The organism is Streptomyces sp. NPDC093510, from assembly GCF_040683555.1.
Classification (GTDB): domain Bacteria; phylum Actinomycetota; class Actinomycetes; order Streptomycetales; family Streptomycetaceae; genus Streptomyces.
The window spans coordinates 168,782-186,410 of sequence record NZ_JBFBEE010000016.1 but is presented as its reverse complement, the minus strand read 5'-3'; the positions used below and the strand labels follow the sequence as shown (position 1 = coordinate 186,410).

Here is a 17,629-nt window from a genome sequence, read left to right as displayed (position 1 = left end):
CGTCCGCGTCGCGCGCGGGACAGGTGAGGTACAACGTCACCGAGGGGGCCGCGTGCCCCCGTGAGGGGGACGTGGTGGGGAAGTTCGTGGGCAGGGCCGCTGACCTCGGCCGCCTCGAAGCGCTCCTGGGGAGCATGGGCAGCACGACCGGCACGACCAACACGACCGGCACGGCCGGTACGCGGGGGGCGGTGCCGGACGGGAGTGTCGCGGTCGTCGATGTGGTCGGTGACCCGGGGATCGGCAAGAGCAGGCTGCTCATCGAATTCGCGGCGCTGGCCCGCGCCCGGGGCGTGACCGTGCTGCGGGGGCGGGCGTCGGAGCGGTCGCGGACGCGTCCGCTGCGGCCTTTCACCGACGCCTTCGCCGAGCTCGACCCGCGCGCCCGGCGGGCGTTCCCCTCCCTGGCGGAGCTGCCCGCGGCGGTGCGGGGCGACGGGCCCCTCGACGCGGACGGAGACCTCTTCGGCCTGTGCAGGGACACCGCCGAGGCCCTCGGCGGCCTGACCGGGCCGCGGCTCGTCGTCGTCCTCGACGATCTGCACTGGGCGGACGAGGCGTCCCTCGAACTCCTCGACCATCTCGTACGCCATCCCGTCCGCGCCCCCTTCCTGCTCGCCGTCGCCCGGCGTGAACGGCAGTCCCCGGCCGCGCTCGGCGCCGCGCTCACCCGCGGGCTCGACACCGGCGCCGTGCTGCGGATCGCCCTCGGCCCGCTGAGTGGACGGGAGTCGGGGCAGCTGGCCGAGGGCCTCGGCGCCGGGCTGCCGCGGGAACGGGCCGACGAGATGTACGCGGCCGACGAGATGTACGCGGCCGCCGAGGGCAACCCCCTCTACCTCCTCGCCCTCATCCAGGGGCGCCACGCCCCGCTTCCGCTCGACGAACTGGTGGCGCTGACCCCGCTGGAACGCGCCGTCGTCGAGGCCGCCGCGGTGCTCGGCGACCACGCGACCACGGACCTGATCGGTGCCGTCACCGGAGCCCCGCAGGCCGAACTCGTCCCAGCCCTGCGCCGGTTGATGCGCCGCGACCTGCTCAGGCCCGGCCGCGAGGGGCACCGCCTCGTGCTCCGCCACCCGCTCCTGCGCGCCCGCGTGTGCGAGGCCGTCGACCCCTGGCGGCGGCAGGAGCTGCACCGCGCGGCCGCCGCCGAACTGACCCGGGCGGGCGCGCCCCTCGCCGACCGCGCGCACCACGTCGAACAGTCCCTGACCGGCTGGGACCCCGCGGCGGCGGCGGTCCTGACCGAGGCCGCAGAACAGGCGGCCGCCACCGCCCCCGCGGTCTGTGTCCGGCTCCTCGGCACCGTCCTGCGCGTCCTGCCCGACTGCCCCGAACACCGCGGCAGGCGCCGCGAGTTGATGCTGCGGCGCGCCACCGCGCTCGGCATGACCGGTGCGGTGAAGGAGAGCAGGGACCTGCTCCACCGGCTGATCGCGATGCACCACCCCGCCCCGGAGAGCGAGAGCGAGGGCGAGGGTGAGGGTGAGGGTGAGGGCGAGGGTGAGGGCGAGGGCGAGAGGGCGGGCGGGGGCGCGGGCGGTGACGCGCTGCGGACGTCCGCCGTCGTGCAGTGCGCCTTCATGGAGCGCCACCTGGGGCGGTACGCGGCGGCCGACGCGCTCCTCCGCCGCGAACTCGACCGACGGCCCGGCCCCTCCCCGGAGCGGCGCACCGGCCTCGTCGTCGAGTGGGGCAACGGCGCCCTGTTCGCCACCCGCTTCGCCGAGGTGCGGGACGAGCTCGCGCGGACCCTCGCCGACGCCCGGGAGCGCGGTGACGAACTCGGTGCCCTGGAGGCCCTGACGGTGGCCGCGCTGGGAGAGGCGTACGCGGGGAACATCGTGACGGCCCGCGGCCACGTCGCCGAGGCCGCCGCGCTGGCCGACGTGCACATCGACGCCGACCTCGCGGGGCAGTGCGAGTCACTGGTGCGTCTCGCCTGGAGCGAGGTGTTCCTCGACGACTGCGCCGCCGCGCTGCGCCACGCGGAACGCGGCGTGGACATCGCCCGGCGCACCGGCCGCCCCTTCGCGCTGTCGCAGCTCCTGCTCTGCGGCGCGTACGGCCGCTTCACGACAGGGCGCGTGCCCGAGGCCCTGGAGTGGGCCGACGAGTCCGTGGCGGTCGCGCGGGGCCTCGGCGGCGCCGAACTCCTCGGCTTCGGACGCGCCGTGCGCGCCATGATCCTCATGCAGGCGCGCCCGGCGGGCGACCCGGAGGTGCTGGCCGCGGCCGAGGAGGCGGCCGCCGCGGTGGGGGCGGTGGACGGCTGGTTCGCCACGGTGTCCCGCTGCCTGCTCGCCTACGCCGCTCTCGGCGCGGGGGACCCGTACCGCGTACGGGACGTCCTGCTGGACGCGGGCGGCGGCCGCGACCTGCCGCGTGTGCAGCCGTCCATGCGGCCCAGCTTCCTGGAGCTGCTCGTCACGTCCGCCCTGGCCACGGGGGACGTCGCGGACGCGGAGCGGTGGGCGGAACAGGCCCGCCGGGAGGCGGACCACCTCGGCCTGCCCGTCCAGCGCGGCGCCGCGCTGCGCAGCGCCGGTCTTGTCGCGGCGCGGCACGGCGAACCGGCCGAGGCGGCGCGGGCGTTCACCGAGGCGGCGCGGGAGAGCGCGCGGGCCGGGGCGGCGCTCCGGGAGGCCCAGAGCCTGCTGCTCGGCGCGCCCTTCGTGGCGGCGGCGGGGGACGGCGCCCGGGCCGCCGCGATGGCCCGCCGGGGGCGGCGCCTCGCCGAGGAGGGCGGATCGCACCTGCTCCTCGACATGGCGGACCGGGCGGGCGGGCCGCCCGTCTCCGCGGGACCCTCCTCCGGCACACAGGCGTCACAGAGGGCACAGATATCGCAGACGCCACAAATGCCACAGACCGCACAGCTGTCACAGGCGTCGCCGGTACACGCGGTGTCGGACTCCGCGCCGTCCGGTCCGGGCGCCCCGCCGTCCGGCCCCTTCGCGACCCTGACGCCGCGTGAGCGTGAGATCTCCGCGCTGGTCGCCGAGGGGCTCACCAATCAGGCCGTCGCCACCAGGCTCTGCCTCAGCACACGCACGGTCGAGAGCCATGTGGGCCGCATCTACCGCAAGACGGGCGTGACCTCACGAGCGGCCCTCGCCTCGCTGGTGGCGCGGGGCCCCGGCGGCCGTGCCGGGCCCTCGCACGGGTAACCGGCGGAGGTCCGCTCCCGCCAACAGGTCGCACTCCTCGGCGAGGGCGGCCAGCGAACCGTCGGGGTCGGGGCGTTCGCGTACGGCGGCGCCCACCCGGCGGGCCCGGTCCGCCGCCGCGGCGCGCCGGCCCAGAATGAACTCAAGGCGGGCCGCGAGGAGTTCGGTGGGGTGCAGGTCGGCGAGGCCGGGGCCGCCGCAGGTGCGCAACGCCTCGATCGCCAGCTCCGCGTGGGCGAGGGCCGACTCGAAGGCGCGTACGTTGGCGGCGTACCGCTCCGGGGTGCCCTGCTCCGCGAGCGGCGGACCGTCGGCGTGCTCCAGTGCGAGGCGGCCCAACTGGGCGTGCGTGCGGCCGAGTTCGACGAGCAGTTCGGTGCGTTCCGGGTCCTCGTCCGCCTGCTCCGCGCAGCGCCGGTTCGTGTCGAGGGCCTCCGTCATGACGGCCTCGGCTGCGACGGGTCCTTGCGCGGCCAGCGTCTCCCAGGCGCGGGCCCGCAGCGCGCGCACCAGGGCGCCGTGCTCGCCCAGGGCGCGCCACAGCTCCGCGGCCCGCCCGTAGGCCCGCCCGGCCTCCGCGCGCAGTCCGGCGAGGCCCAGCGCCTGGGCGGCCTGCTGCAGGAGGGACGCCTCGTGGTGCCCGTCCGGCCGGTCGCGCGCGGAGTCGGCGGCGAGCATGAACTGTTCGGCTGCGAGCCGGGTCTCGCCCGTGCGGAGGTAGCTGCGGGCGAGCCAGGTGCGGGCCTGGGTACGGTCAGTCGCGTCGTGGCCGTCGTCGAGGTCGGGCAGGACTGCCTCCAGGACGGCCGCCGCCTCCTCGTGGCGGCCCGCCCCGCAGTAGAGCCCGCCGAGCCGCAGCCGGGCCAGGATGCCGAGGCGAGCGCTCTCCCCGGCCAGGTCGGCGAAGTGCGCGGCGTCGATCAGGAGCCGCTCCGCCTGAGCGCCGGTCCCGTCGTCGGGGTGCGTCAGGGACTGCGCGAGGGTCAGGCACAGGCGGGCCCGTTCGAGGGGCGTCAGGCGCTGCCCGCCTGACCTTACGTCAGGCTTGGTGCTGTGCACGGAGGTTGGGCGTACGGCACCTGTACCGGGCTCCGCCGGTTCCTCTGTCGGCAGGGCCGGCGGCAGGGCCAGCGGCAGGGCGTCGAGCAGGGGGTGCGCCTCCATGCGGGCCAGGGCGCGTTCGGAGACGGCGGCCGTACCGTTGCGCCGGTCGAAGCGGTCGGCGAGGTCCAGGGCCGTGTCCCGGGCGTGGTCGAGGAGCGCCGCGGCGGTCCACTCGCCGCCGGGCGGCCCCGGCACCGGCCGTTCGCCCTGGCCCAGGTCGACCAGGCGGCGCATCAGGAGGGCCGCGCTCGCCAGCCACTCCAGGTGCGCCAGAGGGTCGCCGGTCTCGGCCCAGCGGCTGCTCTGCTCGGCGAGAATCCGCAGGCCGCGCGGCTCGTTGCGGGTCAGCGCGCAGAACTCGACGTGCAGGCCGACGACGGGGCCGAACGCCTCGTCGGAGCGGACCATCCGGTAGCCGCGCAGATGGTGGGCGCGCGCCCGGTCCGCGCGTCCGACGCGCACCAGGGGGAGGAGTGACCGGGCCAGGGTCTCGTGCGGTTCGCGGTGGCAGCTGTGCGTGCCGCCGAGCACGGGCTCCCAGCCCTCCAGGGCCGCCCGGTCGTCGCCGAGGTCCAGCTGGCGCAGGCCCTGCGTGGCGTACTCGCAGGCCAGGCAGTCCGCCATGTCGTCGCGCGGAGCCGCGGTCCACGCGGCGTACGCGCGGGCGGCGCGTGCCGTGTCGCCCAGGTGCCGGGCCAGCCGGAACTCCCCGCCGTGCACGGGCCGTTCGGAGTACCCGGCGGCCCGGTAGCGGCGCCGCATCCGGTCCAGCCACTCCTCGACCCCGGCGAGCGGCACGTCGGGCTGCTGCCGCGCGTCGGTCAGCACCCACTTGAACATCCAGTGCAGCCGGCGGACGTCGTCCGCGTCGAAGTCCGCCGGGCTCTCGTCGTACAGGCGCAGCAGCCGCGTGAACGGCGCGAACGTCTTGGTGCACTCGGCGCTGAAGCCGTACGAGTGGACCAGGAGGGTCAGCGCCGCCACGAGCAGCGGCCGGTCGCCGGTGGCGTCCGCCTCGTCGGCGAGCGCCTCGGCGCGTGCGTTGCGCGCCTTGCCGTACGGCTCGGCGTCGAGCCAGCGGATGTCGGCCAGGATCTCGCACCGGCGGCGGGGAGCGGGCGGGGAGGTGTGCGTCGCGCCCAGCGGGGCCATGTGCGTTCCTAGGTCGGGGGTCCGGTGCGCAGCCGTTATGGATGCGCATACATAGGGCCCAGCCTGTCAAACTCCCAGGTCCCCGGCATCCGTAGAACTACGCAATCGGCTACGCAAACCGGGGACGATCCGGTGGGCCCCGATCCTCACCTCCGCCTCGTACTCGACGTACGGCACCGGCGCCCCGCGCTCCGCCGCCTCGGCGCTCGCGCTCGCGGGGGCCGGCCGGGCTTTGTGGGGTTCAGGCCCGCAGCCAGGCCGAGGTGTCCTGCGGCAGCCGCCCGTCGGGGGCCAACGGGCCGCTGGCGAGGACGAGTTCGGCGCCCACGGGGAGCGCCGTGTCGTCCGGGCCGAAGTTGGTCAGGCAGATCCAGGTCGTGCCGTCCCGCTCGCAGGTGCGCGCGAAGGACAGCACCCGGGGTTCGTCGGCGCGGAGCCGGCGCAGCGGCCCCGCGTCGCCGAAGGAGCGGCGCAGGCGCAGGGCCGTGCGGTAGAGGGAGAGCATCGAGCCCGGGTCGTGGACCTGCCGCTCCGCGGTGTACCGGGACCAGTCCGGCGGCACCGGCAGCCAGCTCCGTGCCGATGCGCCGCCCCCGCCCCCGTCCCCGCCCCCACCCCCGTCCCAGGGCAGCGGCACCCGGCAGCCGTCCCTGCCCGGGTCGACGCCACCGGAGCGCGCGTGCATCGGGTCCTGGATGCGGTCCCGCGGGACGTCCGCCTCCGGCAGCCCCAGCTCCTCGCCCTGGTACAGATAGAGCGAGCCGGGCAGCGCCAAGGTGAGCAGGGCGGCGGCACGGGCCCGGCGGGTGCCGAGCTCCAGATCGGTGGGGACGCCGAAGCGCTTGCGTTCGAAGGCGAAGCCGGTGTCTTCGGCCCGCCCGTAGCGGGTGACCGTACGGGTCACGTCGTGGTTGGCGAGGACCCAGGTGGCGGGCGCGCCGACCGGGGCGTGCGTGGACAGGGTGAGGTCGATGGACTCCCACAGCTGCGCCGGGTCCCAGGGCCGGGACAGGAAGTCGAAGTTGAACGCGGTGTGCAGTTCGTCCGGGCGCAGATAGCGGGCGAACCGCTCGGCGTCCGGCAGCCAGATCTCGCCGATCAGCGCCGCCCCGTACTCGTCGGCGATCCGCCGCCAGGAGCGGTAGATGTCGTGCAGCTCGGGCCGGTCGTGGAAGGGGTGCGGGCGGTCCGGGTCCATCGGGGGCAGCCCGTCGGCCTTGGCGAGCAGCGCCGCCGAGTCGATCCGCACGCCCGCCGCGCCCCGCTCGAACCAGAAGCGCAGCACGTCCTCGTGTTCCCGGCGGACCTTCGGGTGGCTCCAGTTGAGGTCGGGCTGCTCGGGCGCGAAGAGGTGGAGGTACCACTCGCCGTCGTCCGTCCGTGACCACGGCACCCCACCGAACTCGCTCACCCAGTCGTTGGGCGGCTCCGGTGAGTGCGGCCGGAAGTGGAACAGCTCCCGCTCCGGTGAACCGGGCCCCGCCGCGAGCGCCGCCTTGAACCACTCGTGCTGGTCGGAGACGTGGTTCGGCACGATGTCCACGATGCAGCGCAGGCCGAGGCCGCGGGCCTCGGCGATCAGCAGCTCGGCCTCGCGGAGGCTGCCGAACGCCGGGTCGACGGTGCGGTAGTCGGCCACGTCGTAGCCGCCGTCGGCGAGCGGCGAGAGGTACCACGGGGTGAACCAGAGGGCGTCCACGCCCAGGTCGGCCAGATAGGGCAGCCGGGACCGGACACCGGCCAGGTCGCCGGTGCCGTCGCCGTTCCCGTCCGCGAAGGAACGGACGTACACCTGATAGATGGCAGCGCTGCGCCACCACTCCGTGCTGGGCAAGAGGGAGTCCTTTCGTACCGGCCGTGGCTCAGTCCTTGTGGGCTCAGCCCTTGAGGCTGCCGGCGCCGAGCCCGGCGACGATGTGGCGCTGGAAGACCAGGAACAGGGCGATCAGGGGGAGGGAGGCCATGACGAGTCCGGCGACCAGGCTGTTGAGCGGGGTGTCCTGGGCCACGCGTTGGAGGAACACGCTCAGCGGTTGCTGTGCCGGGTCGGGCAGGACGAGCAGCGGCCAGAGGAAGTCCTTCCAGGCCGTGACGATGGAGAGGATGGAGACGACGGCGATGATCGGCCGGGCCAGTGGCAGCACCACGCGCCACAGGGTCGTCAGGGTTCCCGCGCCGTCCATCTTGGCGGCGTCGAGGAGCTCGTCGGGGATGCGGTCGAAGAAGTTCTTCAGGATGTAGATGTTGAAGGCGTTGGCGGCGGCCGGCAGCCAGACCGCGCTGGGGCTGTTGATCAGGTTGCGGTTGAAGAGGGGGACGTCGACCACGGTGAGGTAGACCGGCACGAGCAGGGCGGTGGCGGGCATCATCAGGGTCAGGAGCATCAGGCCGAGGACCGCGTTGCCGAACCGCGGGCGCAGTTTCGACAGCGCGTACGCGGCGGGCACCTGCACCGCGAGCTGCACCAGCCAGGCCCCGCCGGCGAGGACGACCGTGTTCAGGAAGTAGTCGGCCAGGTCCATCTCCCGCCACGCCTTCGCGTAGTTCTCGGGATGCCAGGTCTCCGGGACGTACGTGGGCGGGCTCTGTGCCAGCTCCGCGGACGACTTCATGGCTCCGGTCGCCGCCCAGTACAGCGGTACGACGAAGGCGACCGTGAACAGCACCAGTGCGACGGTGAGCGCCGACCAGTAGATCAGTCGGCCCTTGCGGGTCCTCAGGACGGCGGGGCGTACGAGGGTGCGCGTCGATGCGGACATCCTTCTCACTCCTTGGCGGCGCGGGTGACCCGCAGGTAGAGGGCGGAGAAGGCGCCCAGGACGAGGAGGAGCAGCAGGCTGAGCGCGCTGGCGGTGCCGAAGTCGTTGTAGACGAAGGCGTACCGGTAGACGAGGAACATGACGGTGACCGTGGAGTCCTCGGGGCCGCCGCCGGTCATCACGTACGGCTCGGTGAACACCTGCATCGTCGCGACGATCTGGAGCAGCAGCAGGACGAGCAGCACGAACCGGGTCTGGGGGACGGTGACGTGGCGCAGCCGCTGCCGCACGCCCGCGCCGTCAAGCTCCGCGGCCTCGTACAGCTCGCCGGGGATGGTCTGGAGCGCGGCCAGGTAGATCAGGGTCGTGGTGCCCATGTTGGCCCAGGTGGAGACGATGACCAGGGAGATCAGTGAGGTGGAGGAGGAGTCAAGCCAGGCGGAGGTCGGCAGGTGCAGCGTGCGCAGGATCTCGTTGAACAGCCCGGGGCCCGGGTCGTAGAACCACTTCCACATCAGGGCCACGACGACGGGCGGCAGCATCACCGGCAGATAGACCAGGACGCGGAAGTACGCCCGTGCGTGCCGGAACTCGTTGAGGAGCACCGCCGTCAGGAACGGCACGGCGAAGCCGAGCAGCAGCGCGTACAGGGTGAACAGGCCGGTGTTCTTCCAGGCGGTGAGGAACAGCGGGTCGTTGAACAGCTTCTCGAAGTTGCGGAAGCCGACCCAGGTGTTGCCGGTGGCGAAGTTGACCTGCTGGAAGCCGAGGACGACATTGCGGATGATCGGCCACCACGAGAACAGCGCGAAGATCACCACGGCGGCGCAGAGGAATCCGTACGCCGTCAGGTGGTCGCGCAGGGCGCGTCGGCGGGCCGCCCGCCGCCGCTGGGGGGCGGGGGCCGGCGGGGGCGCGGCCGGGCGCCGTGGCGGCGACTTCAGTGACATGCTCATCAGGAGGTGCTGTAGATCGCGTCGACCTTGTTCTCGGCGTCGTCGAGAAGTGCGTCGATGTCGGCGTCCTTCTTGGTGAGGACGGCCTGCATCGCCGAGTCGAGCACCGCGTAGACCTGCTGGGCCTCGGGTGGCTCGATCACGCCGGGCACCTTCGGCGCGGAGTCCATGAACGCCTGGTAGTTGGCGGTCGGCATGGTGGCGTTGCCCTGCTTGACCTTCTCGATCCGGTCGCGCACCGCGCCCTCGAAGATGTCGGGGACGGTCGGCATGGGGATGCCGACGGGGAGCTTCGCCCCTGCGTAGTCGGCGACGTTCTTCTCGATGAGGCCCGGGTTGAGGTAGCGCCACTGGATCCACTTGACGCCGGCCTTGATCTTCGCCGGGGACGCCTTGGGGTTGATCATGTAGCCCTCGCCGCCGAGCAGCGTCGACTTCGCGTCGGGCATCGGAGCGAGGGCGTAGTCCTCGTACTTGCCGCCGAACTGCTTGGCGATGACGGTGATGTTGTCGGCCGCGGAGACGTACATCCCGAGCTTCCCCGAGCCCATCATGCGCTGCACGTCCTCGACCTGGAGCAGCTGCTTGCTGCCCATGGAGTCGTCCTTCCAGCGCATGTCGTACAGGTCCTGGAAGGTGGCCTTGCCCTCCGGGGTGTTGAACGCGGCCTTCCACTTGCCGTCGCTCTCCGTCGCGATCCGCCCGCCGCGGGAGTACAGCTCCGCCGTGTAGTGCCAGCCGCCCTGGTTGTTCGCGGAGAAGTCGGCGTAGCCGACCGTGTTGTCACCGAGCGCGGCGATCTTCTTGGCCGCCTTGCGGACGTCCGCCCAGGTCTTCGGCGCCCGGTCGGGGTCGAGGCCGGCCTTCTCGAACAGGGCGCGGTTGTAGAGCAGGCCCATCGAGTAGTTGGACGTCGGCAGGCCGTACTGGCGGCCCCGCTCGTCCTGGAAGATCTTCATCAGCGGGTCCTGGACGTCGTCGCGGTGGGGCATGTCCTTGACGGCGTCGGTGATGTCCGCGGCCTGCTTCTTCTCGATCAGGGACCGGGTGTCGGTGAAGTAGACGTAGAAGACGTCCTCCAGCTTGCCGCCGGCCAGCTTCGCGTTGAAGGTCTTCGGGTCCATGAAGCCCTCGTGGGGCACGATGTCGATGTCCGGGTTGGCCTTCTCGAACTGCCGCACGTGCTTGTCGAAGAGCTTGCGTTCGAAGGCCTGAGTCTTGGGCGGCTGCCCGTTGACGTCGAGCTGCACCGTGCCGCCGGAATCGGAGTCGGCTCCGTCGCTGCTCGTGCCGCAAGCGGTCAACGAGATCAGCGCAAGAACCGTTGCGGTGGCGAGCGTGAGCGTACGTCTGCTCAGGGCTGGTCGGCTGCTCGTGGATGACATCGGGAGACCCCCTCCGGGTCGTGCTGCCGTGCGGTGCGTGCCGGGTGCGGCGCATACATAACCACCGGCGCAACCACGACGCAATAAGTTGTACGAAGTCTGCAAGAACTGGACCGCATCTCCGCGAGCCTCTGCGCGCGGCGGCGTGACAACTTCCGCCCCGGCTGTAGTCAACTCGACACTTGTCTGCAACTCTCCAACTTCTGAACGCGAAATCCTGCGCGTCGCGAGAGTGACGTCACGAGTGTGAGGGAGTCGCACGAGCCATGAGACGCATCAGAGACGCCCACGGGGCGGCCCGGAGATCCCGCTGGTGGTGGCGGCCGTTCGCCGCCGCCCTCACCGCGACCCTGCTCCTGCTGGGCCTGCCCGCCCTGTCCGCCTCGGCGGCGGGCGGCCCCGACCTGGCCGCGGGCAGACCGGCCGAGGCCAGCAGCGCCAAGTCCGCCCACTCGGCCGGACAGATCACCGACGGCGACACCGGTTCGTACTGGGAGAGTTCGTCGTCCGGCCTGCCGCAGTGGGTGCAGGTCGACCTCGGCCGCGCCACCCGGGTCGACGAGGTGGTCCTGAAACTGCCGCCGGCCTGGGAGACCCGCAGACAGACCCTGTCCGTGCAGGGCAGCCCGGACGGCGACGGCTTCAGCACCCTCGCCGCGTCGGCCGCGCACTCCTTCGAACCCGGCGCGGGCAACACGGTGACGGTCCGCTTCCCGGCCGCGCAGGCCCGCCACATACGGGTGCACATCACCGCCAACACCGGCTGGCCCGCCGCCCAGCTGGCCGAACTGCGGGTGCACGCCGCCGACGACGCCTCCGTCAACCTGGCCCTGGGCAAGACCCTGAAGGCCGCAAGCCACACCCAGACGTACACCGCGGCCCACGCCAACGACGGCAACCGCGCCACCTACTGGGAGAGCGACAACGGCAAGCTGCCCCAGTGGCTCCAGGCCGACCTCGGCGCGTCCCTGAAGGTCGACGAGGTCGTGCTGCGGCTGCCCGACGGCTGGGGCGGCCGCAGTCAGACCCTGAAGATCCAGGGCAGCACGGACGGCACGGACTTCACCGATCTGACCGCGTCGAAGGAGTATGCCTTCACCGCGGCCTCGGAACACACCGCGACGCTCTCCCTCGACACCGTCACCACGCGCTACGTCCGCGTCCTGATCAGCGCCAACACCGCCCAGCCCGCCGGCCAGCTGTCCGAGCTGGAGATCTACGGCCCGGCGGGCGGCGACACGAAGGCACCCACCGCGCCCTCGAACCTCGCCCTCACCGAACCGGAGCCGGGCCGGATCAAGCTCACCTGGGACGCGTCCGACGACGACAAAGGCGTGACGGCCTACGACGTCTACGTCAACGGCGAGCTGCGCACCAGCGTTCCCGGCGACGTGCGGACGTACACGGACACGCAGCCCGCGAGCGCCTCCGTCACCTACCACGTGCGGGCGCGCGACGCCTCCGGCAACGCCTCCGCCAACAGCAACTCCGTGATCAGGAAGGGCGATTCGGGGGACACGCAGGCACCGACCGCGCCCTCGAACCTCGCCCTCACCCAGCCCTCCAGCGGTGAGATCAAGCTGACCTGGGGCGCTTCGAACGACAACGTGAAGGTCACCGCGTACGACGTGTACGCCGACGGCAAGCTCCTGAAGTCCGTGGCCGGTGACGTGACGACGTACACCGACTCCCGGCCCGCGAGCGTCACGGTCACCTACTCCGTGCGGGCCCGCGACGCGGCGGGCAACGTCTCGGCGCACAGCGACACCGTGACCCGGCCGGGCGGCGGCAACACCGACCTGGCCGAAGGCAAGCCGATCACGGCCTCCTCGGTCATCCACACATATGTCGCCGAGAACGCCAACGACGGGAAGACGTCCACCTATTGGGAGGGCGCCGCGGGCAGCTACCCCAACACGCTGACCGTCAAGCTCGGGGCCAATGCCGACGTCGACGCGGTCGTCGTCAAGCTCAACCCGGACGCGGGCTGGAGCCCGCGCACCCAGAAGATCCAGGTGCTCGGCCGGGAGCAGAAGGCCGCGGACTTCACCTCGCTGGTCGCGGAGAAGGAGTACTCCTTCAGCCCGTCCGGCAACCAGAACACCGTCACCGTGCCGGTCTCGGCCAAGGTCGCCGACGTGCGCCTGCGCTTCACCGCGAACAGCGGCGCCACCGCCGGGCAGGTCGCCGAGTTCCAGGTCATGGGCGCACCGGCCGCCAACCCCGACCTGGAGATCACCAAGCTGTCGTACGCGCCCGAGGCACCGGCCGAGACCGACGAGCTGACGCTGACCGCGACGGTGCGCAACCGCGGCAGCGAGGCATCCACGGCCACCGACGCCGTCTTCCGCCTCGGTGGCGACAAGGCGGGCACGGCAGCGGTGGGCGCGCTCGGCGCGGGCGAGTCGACGACAGTGAGCGCCGAGGCAGGCGTCCGGTCCGCGGGTGCGTACGCGTTCGGCGCGGAGGTGGACACCGAGAACAAGGTGATCGAGCAGGACGAGGGCAACAACACCTACACGGGCCCGAGCCCGCTGGTGGTCAAGCCCGTCGACTCCTCCGACCTGGTGGCATCGCCGGTGAGCTGGACGCCGTCCGCGCCCTCCAAGGGCAAGGAGGTCACCTTCGCCGTCGCCATCAAGAACCAGGGCAGCAAGGCGTCCGCGTCCGGCGCGCACGGCATCAAGCTGCTCGTGCAGGACGACAAGGGCGCCACGGTGAAGACCCTGACCGGCGAGCACAACGGCACGATCGGCGCGGGCGACACCACAGCGCCGGTCAGGCTCGGCACCTGGACGGCCGCCGACGGCCGCTACACGGTCAGGACGGTCATCGCCGACGACGCCAACGAACTGCCGGTCAAGCGCGAGAACAACACCAGCACACGCTCGCTGTACGTCGGCCGTGGCGCCGACATGCCCTACGACACCTACGAGGCGGAGGACGGCGTGCTCGCCGGCGGCGCGAAGACCGTCGGACCCAACCGCACCGTCGGCGACCTCGCGGGCGAGGCCTCGGGCCGCAAGGCCGTCACCCTGAACTCCACTGGTGAATCAGTGGAGTTCACCGCCAAGCAGGACACCAATACGCTCGTCACCCGCTTCTCCATCCCGGACGCGCCGGGCGGCGGCGGCACCCAGGCCACCCTGAACGTCTACGTGGACGGCACCTTCCGCAAGGCCATCGACCTCACCTCCAAGTACGCCTGGCTGTACGGCGAGGAGTCCGCACCCGGCAACTCACCCGGCGCGGGCCCGGCCCGGCACATCTACGACGAGGCGCACGTCATGCTCGGCGAGACGGTCGAGGCCGGCAGCAGGATCAGGCTCCAGAAGGACAACGCCAACACCTCCCGGTACGCCATCGACTTCGTCGACCTGGAGAAGGCGGCCCCGAAGGCCAACCCGGACCCGGCCGCCTACGCCGTACCCACCGGATTCACCCACCAGGACGTGCAGAACGCCCTGGACAAGGTCCGCATGGACACCGGCGGAAAGCTGACCGGCGTCTATCTGCCGCCCGGCGACTACGAGACGAGCAACAAGTTCCAGGTCTACGGAAAGGCCGTCAAGGTGATCGGCGCCGGGCCCTGGTACACCCGGTTCCACGCACCGAAGAGCCAGGAGAACACCGACATCGGATTCCGTGCCGAGGCGAGCGCGAAGGGCTCGTCCTTCTCGGGCTTCGCCTACTTCGGCAACTACACCTCCCGCATCGACGGGCCCGGAAAGGTCTTCGACTTCCAGAACGTCTCCGACATCACCATCGACGACATCTGGAACGAACACATGGTCTGCCTCTACTGGGGCGCCAACACGGACCGCATGACCATCAAGAACTCGCGCATCCGCAACATGTTCGCCGACGGGATCAACATGACCAACGGCAGCACGGACAACCTCGTCGCGAACAACGAGGCACGCGCCACCGGAGACGACAGCTTCGCCCTCTTCTCGGCGATCGACGCCGGAGGCGCGGACATGAAGAACAACGTCTACGAGAACCTGACCACGATCCTGACCTGGCGCGCGGCGGGCGTCGCCGTCTACGGCGGCTACAACAACACCTTCCGCAACATCCGGATCGCCGACACCCTCGTCTACTCCGGGATCACCATCAGCTCCCTGGACTTCAACTACCCGATGAACGGCTTCGGCAAGGACCCGACCACCTTCGAGAACATCACGATCGAAAGGGCGGGCGGCGCCTTCTGGAAGGGCCAGGACTTCCCGGCCATCTGGGCGTTCTCCGCGTCCAAAGTCTTCCAGGGCATCCGCGTGAACAACGTCGACATCATCGATCCGACGTACCACGGCGTGATGTTCCAGACGAAGTACACCGGCGGAAACCCCGAATTCCCGGTGAAGGACACCGTCTTCACGGACGTGTCCATCAAGGGCGCGCCGATCGGCGTCTACGTCAATGAGATGCCGGAGCCGGGCCAGGGGCCGGCCGTCGGTGAAGCGACCTTCATACGGCCCGAGTTCAGCGGCAACGGGCAGAACATCAAGAACGACACGTCCACGTTCAAGCTCACCGTCCAGCCCTGACGCACCCGAGGAGGTTCACGCGTACACGGCCGTCCGGATTCCGGGCGGCCGTATACGTAACTGACTTGCATGGCTTGCGCTATTCTTGCGGCCATGACGCGACGACTTGCTCAAGTTGCGAAGAAGGTGGGGGTCAGCGAGGCAACGGTCAGCCGTGTCCTCAACGGCAAGCCCGGCGTCTCCGCCGCGACACGCCAGTCCGTACTGACGGCACTGGACGTCCTCGGCTACGAGCGGCCCACGCAACTGCGCGGCGAGCGCGCCCGCCTCGTCGGCCTCGTGCTGCCGGAGCTGCAGAACCCGATCTTCCCGGCGTTCGCCGAGGTCATCGGGGGCGCCCTCGCCCAGCAGGGACTCACCCCCGTGCTGTGCACACAGACCCGGGGCGGCGTCTCCGAGGCGGACTACGTGGAACTCCTGCTGCAACAGCACGTCTCCGGCGTGGTCTTCGCCGGAGGCCTCTTCTCGGAGGCCGACGCGCCGCACGACCACTACCACCTGCTCGCGGAGCGGAACATCCCCGTCGTCCTGATCAACGCGTCGATCGACGGCCTCGACTTCCCCTGCGTCGCGTGCGACGACGCCATCGCCGTCGAACAGGCCTGGCGCCACCTCGCCTCGCTCGGACACGAGCGGATCGGCCTGGTGCTCGGCCCCGCCGACCACGTGCCGTCGCGCCGCAAGCTGGAGGCCGCCCGCGAGGTGGCCAGGGCCGCGGGCACGAAGCTGGCCGAGGAGTTCGTCGAACGGTCGATCTTCTCGCTGGAAGGCGGCCAGGCCGCCACCGCGCGCCTCCTGGAGAAGGGCGTCACCGGCATCGTCTGCGCGAGCGACCCGCTCGCGCTCGGCGCGATCAGGGCCGCCCGCCGCCGCGGCCTCTCCGTCCCCGCCGACATCTCCGTCGTCGGCTACGACGACTCGGCCTTCATGACCTGCACGGAGCCGCCGCTTTCGACGGTGCGCCAGCCCATCGAGGCGATGGGCCGCGCGGCCGTCGACCTGCTGTGCGCCCAGATCCGGGGCACCCAGACCCACCCCGGCGAGCTCCTCTTCGAGCCCGAACTGGTCGTGCGCGGCTCGACCGCGCAACACGTCAGCACTCGATGATGTTCACCGCGAGCCCGCCCCGCGCCGTCTCCTTGTACTTGACACTCATGTCCGCGCCGGTCTCCTTCATGGTCTTGATGACCTTGTCGAGGGACACCTTGTGGGAGCCGTCGCCGCGCATCGCCATCTTGGCCGCGGTGACGGCCTTGACCGCCGCCATGCCGTTCCGCTCGATGCACGGGATCTGAACGAGACCGCCGACCGGGTCGCAGGTCAGGCCGAGGTTGTGCTCCATGCCGATCTCGGCGGCGTTCTCCACCTTCTCCGGAGAGCCGCCCAGGACCTCGGCGAGCGCGCCCGCCGCCATCGAGCAGGCGGAGCCGACCTCGCCCTGGCAGCCGACCTCGGCGCCGGAGATCGAGGCGTTCTCCTTGAAGAGCATGCCGATCGCGCCGGCCGCGAGCAGGAAGCGGACCACGCCGTCCTCATCGGCCCCGGGGATGAAGTTCATGTAGTAGTGCAGGACGGCCGGGATGATGCCCGCGGCGCCGTTGGTCGGGGCGGTCACGACGCGGCCGCCCGCGGCGTTCTCCTCGTTCACGGCCATCGCGTAGAGCGTGATCCACTCCATGGCGCGGGCCTGCGGGTCGCCCTCGGCGCGCAGCTGCCTGGCCGAGTTGGCGGCCCGGCGGCGCACCTTCAGACCGCCCGGCAGGATGCCCTCGCGGGACATGCCGCGGGACACGCACGCCTGCATGACCCGCCAGATGTCGAGCAGACCCTCGCGGATCTCCTCCTCCGTGCGCCATGCCTTCTCGTTCTCCAGCATCATCGCGGAGATGGACAGGCCGGTCTCCTCGGCGAGACGGAGCAGCTCGTCACCGGTGCGGAAGGGGTACTTGAGGACGGTGTCGTCCGGCACGATCGGGTTCTCACCGGCCACAGCGTCCTCGTCGACCACGAAACCGCCGCCTACGGAGTAGTACGTCTTCTCCAGGACGAGGGCGCCCTCACGGTCGTACGCGAAGATCGACATGCCGTTGGCGTGGTACGGCAGCGCCTTGCGGCGGTGCAGGATCAGGTCCTCGTCGAAGTCGAAGTCGATCTCGTGCATGCCGAGGAGGTTGATGCGTCCGCCGCTCTTGATCTCCTCGACCCGGTCGTCGGCCGACTCCACGTTCACCGTGCGGGGCGACTCGCCCTCCAGGCCGAGCAGGACGGCCTTCGGGGTGCCGTGGCCGTGGCCGGTCGCGCCGAGCGAGCCGTACAGCTCCGCCCGTATCGCCGCGGTGTGGGCCATCAGGCCCTCGTTCTTGAGACGGCTCGCGAACATGCGGGCGGCCCGCATCGGGCCGACCGTGTGGGAGCTGGACGGGCCGATGCCGATCGAGAACAGGTCGAAGACCGAGATGGCCACGGAGAACTCCAAAAGGTGGTTGGTAGACGCCGTTGTCTGCCGGGGTGGTGCAGAAAGCAGGGCGTGAGCCGGGCATGAGCACGGGG

General features: G+C 71.6%; 9 protein-coding genes. 3 read left to right on the top strand and 6 right to left on the bottom strand.

Going from position 1 to position 17,629, the window contains the following annotated elements:
- Positions 1-74 precede the first annotated feature (74 nt).
- A complete protein-coding gene (locus AB0N81_RS26185) occupies positions 75-3,173 on the top strand; it encodes an AAA family ATPase (RefSeq protein WP_365362357.1) in 3,099 nt (1,032 codons plus the stop codon).
- Here AB0N81_RS26185 and AB0N81_RS26180 read toward each other — a convergent pair.
- The 5 genes from AB0N81_RS26180 to AB0N81_RS26160 form a co-directional block, all read right to left on the bottom strand.
- Positions 3,105-5,429, bottom strand: a complete 2,325-nt coding sequence (locus tag AB0N81_RS26180) for a hypothetical protein (RefSeq protein ID WP_365362355.1) — start codon at positions 5,427-5,429, stop codon at positions 3,105-3,107. The genes AB0N81_RS26185 and AB0N81_RS26180 overlap by 69 nt on opposite strands.
- Before the next feature lie 241 nt (positions 5,430-5,670).
- Positions 5,671-7,263: a glycoside hydrolase family 13 protein gene (locus AB0N81_RS26175; protein ID WP_365362353.1), complete on the bottom strand. Its 1,593-nt coding sequence runs from the start codon at positions 7,261-7,263 to the stop codon at positions 5,671-5,673.
- A gap of 43 nt (positions 7,264-7,306) precedes the next feature.
- Positions 7,307-8,188 (bottom strand): carbohydrate ABC transporter permease, encoded by an 882-nt coding sequence (locus AB0N81_RS26170; protein WP_365362351.1) that lies wholly within the window; start codon positions 8,186-8,188, stop codon positions 7,307-7,309.
- A gap of 5 nt (positions 8,189-8,193) precedes the next feature.
- Complete coding sequence (locus AB0N81_RS26165) at positions 8,194-9,144, bottom strand: sugar ABC transporter permease (RefSeq protein WP_365362349.1); 951 nt, start codon at positions 9,142-9,144, stop codon at positions 8,194-8,196.
- Complete coding sequence (locus tag AB0N81_RS26160; protein WP_365362347.1) at positions 9,144-10,529, bottom strand: extracellular solute-binding protein; 1,386 nt, start codon at positions 10,527-10,529, stop codon at positions 9,144-9,146. Before AB0N81_RS26160 ends, AB0N81_RS26165 begins: the two co-directional genes overlap by 1 nt.
- Positions 10,530-10,795: 266 nt before the next feature.
- Here AB0N81_RS26160 and AB0N81_RS26155 point away from each other — a divergent pair, with 266 nt between their 5' ends.
- Positions 10,796-15,079: a discoidin domain-containing protein gene (locus tag AB0N81_RS26155; RefSeq protein ID WP_365362345.1), complete on the top strand. Its 4,284-nt coding sequence runs from the start codon at positions 10,796-10,798 to the stop codon at positions 15,077-15,079.
- Positions 15,080-15,172: 93 nt separating this feature from the next.
- Entirely contained in the window at positions 15,173-16,186 is a 1,014-nt protein-coding gene (locus AB0N81_RS26150; protein WP_365362343.1) for a LacI family DNA-binding transcriptional regulator, read from the top strand.
- Here AB0N81_RS26150 and AB0N81_RS26145 read toward each other — a convergent pair.
- Entirely contained in the window at positions 16,173-17,543 is a 1,371-nt protein-coding gene (locus AB0N81_RS26145) for an L-serine ammonia-lyase (protein WP_365362341.1), read from the bottom strand. The genes AB0N81_RS26150 and AB0N81_RS26145 overlap by 14 nt on opposite strands.
- Positions 17,544-17,629 lie beyond the last annotated feature (86 nt).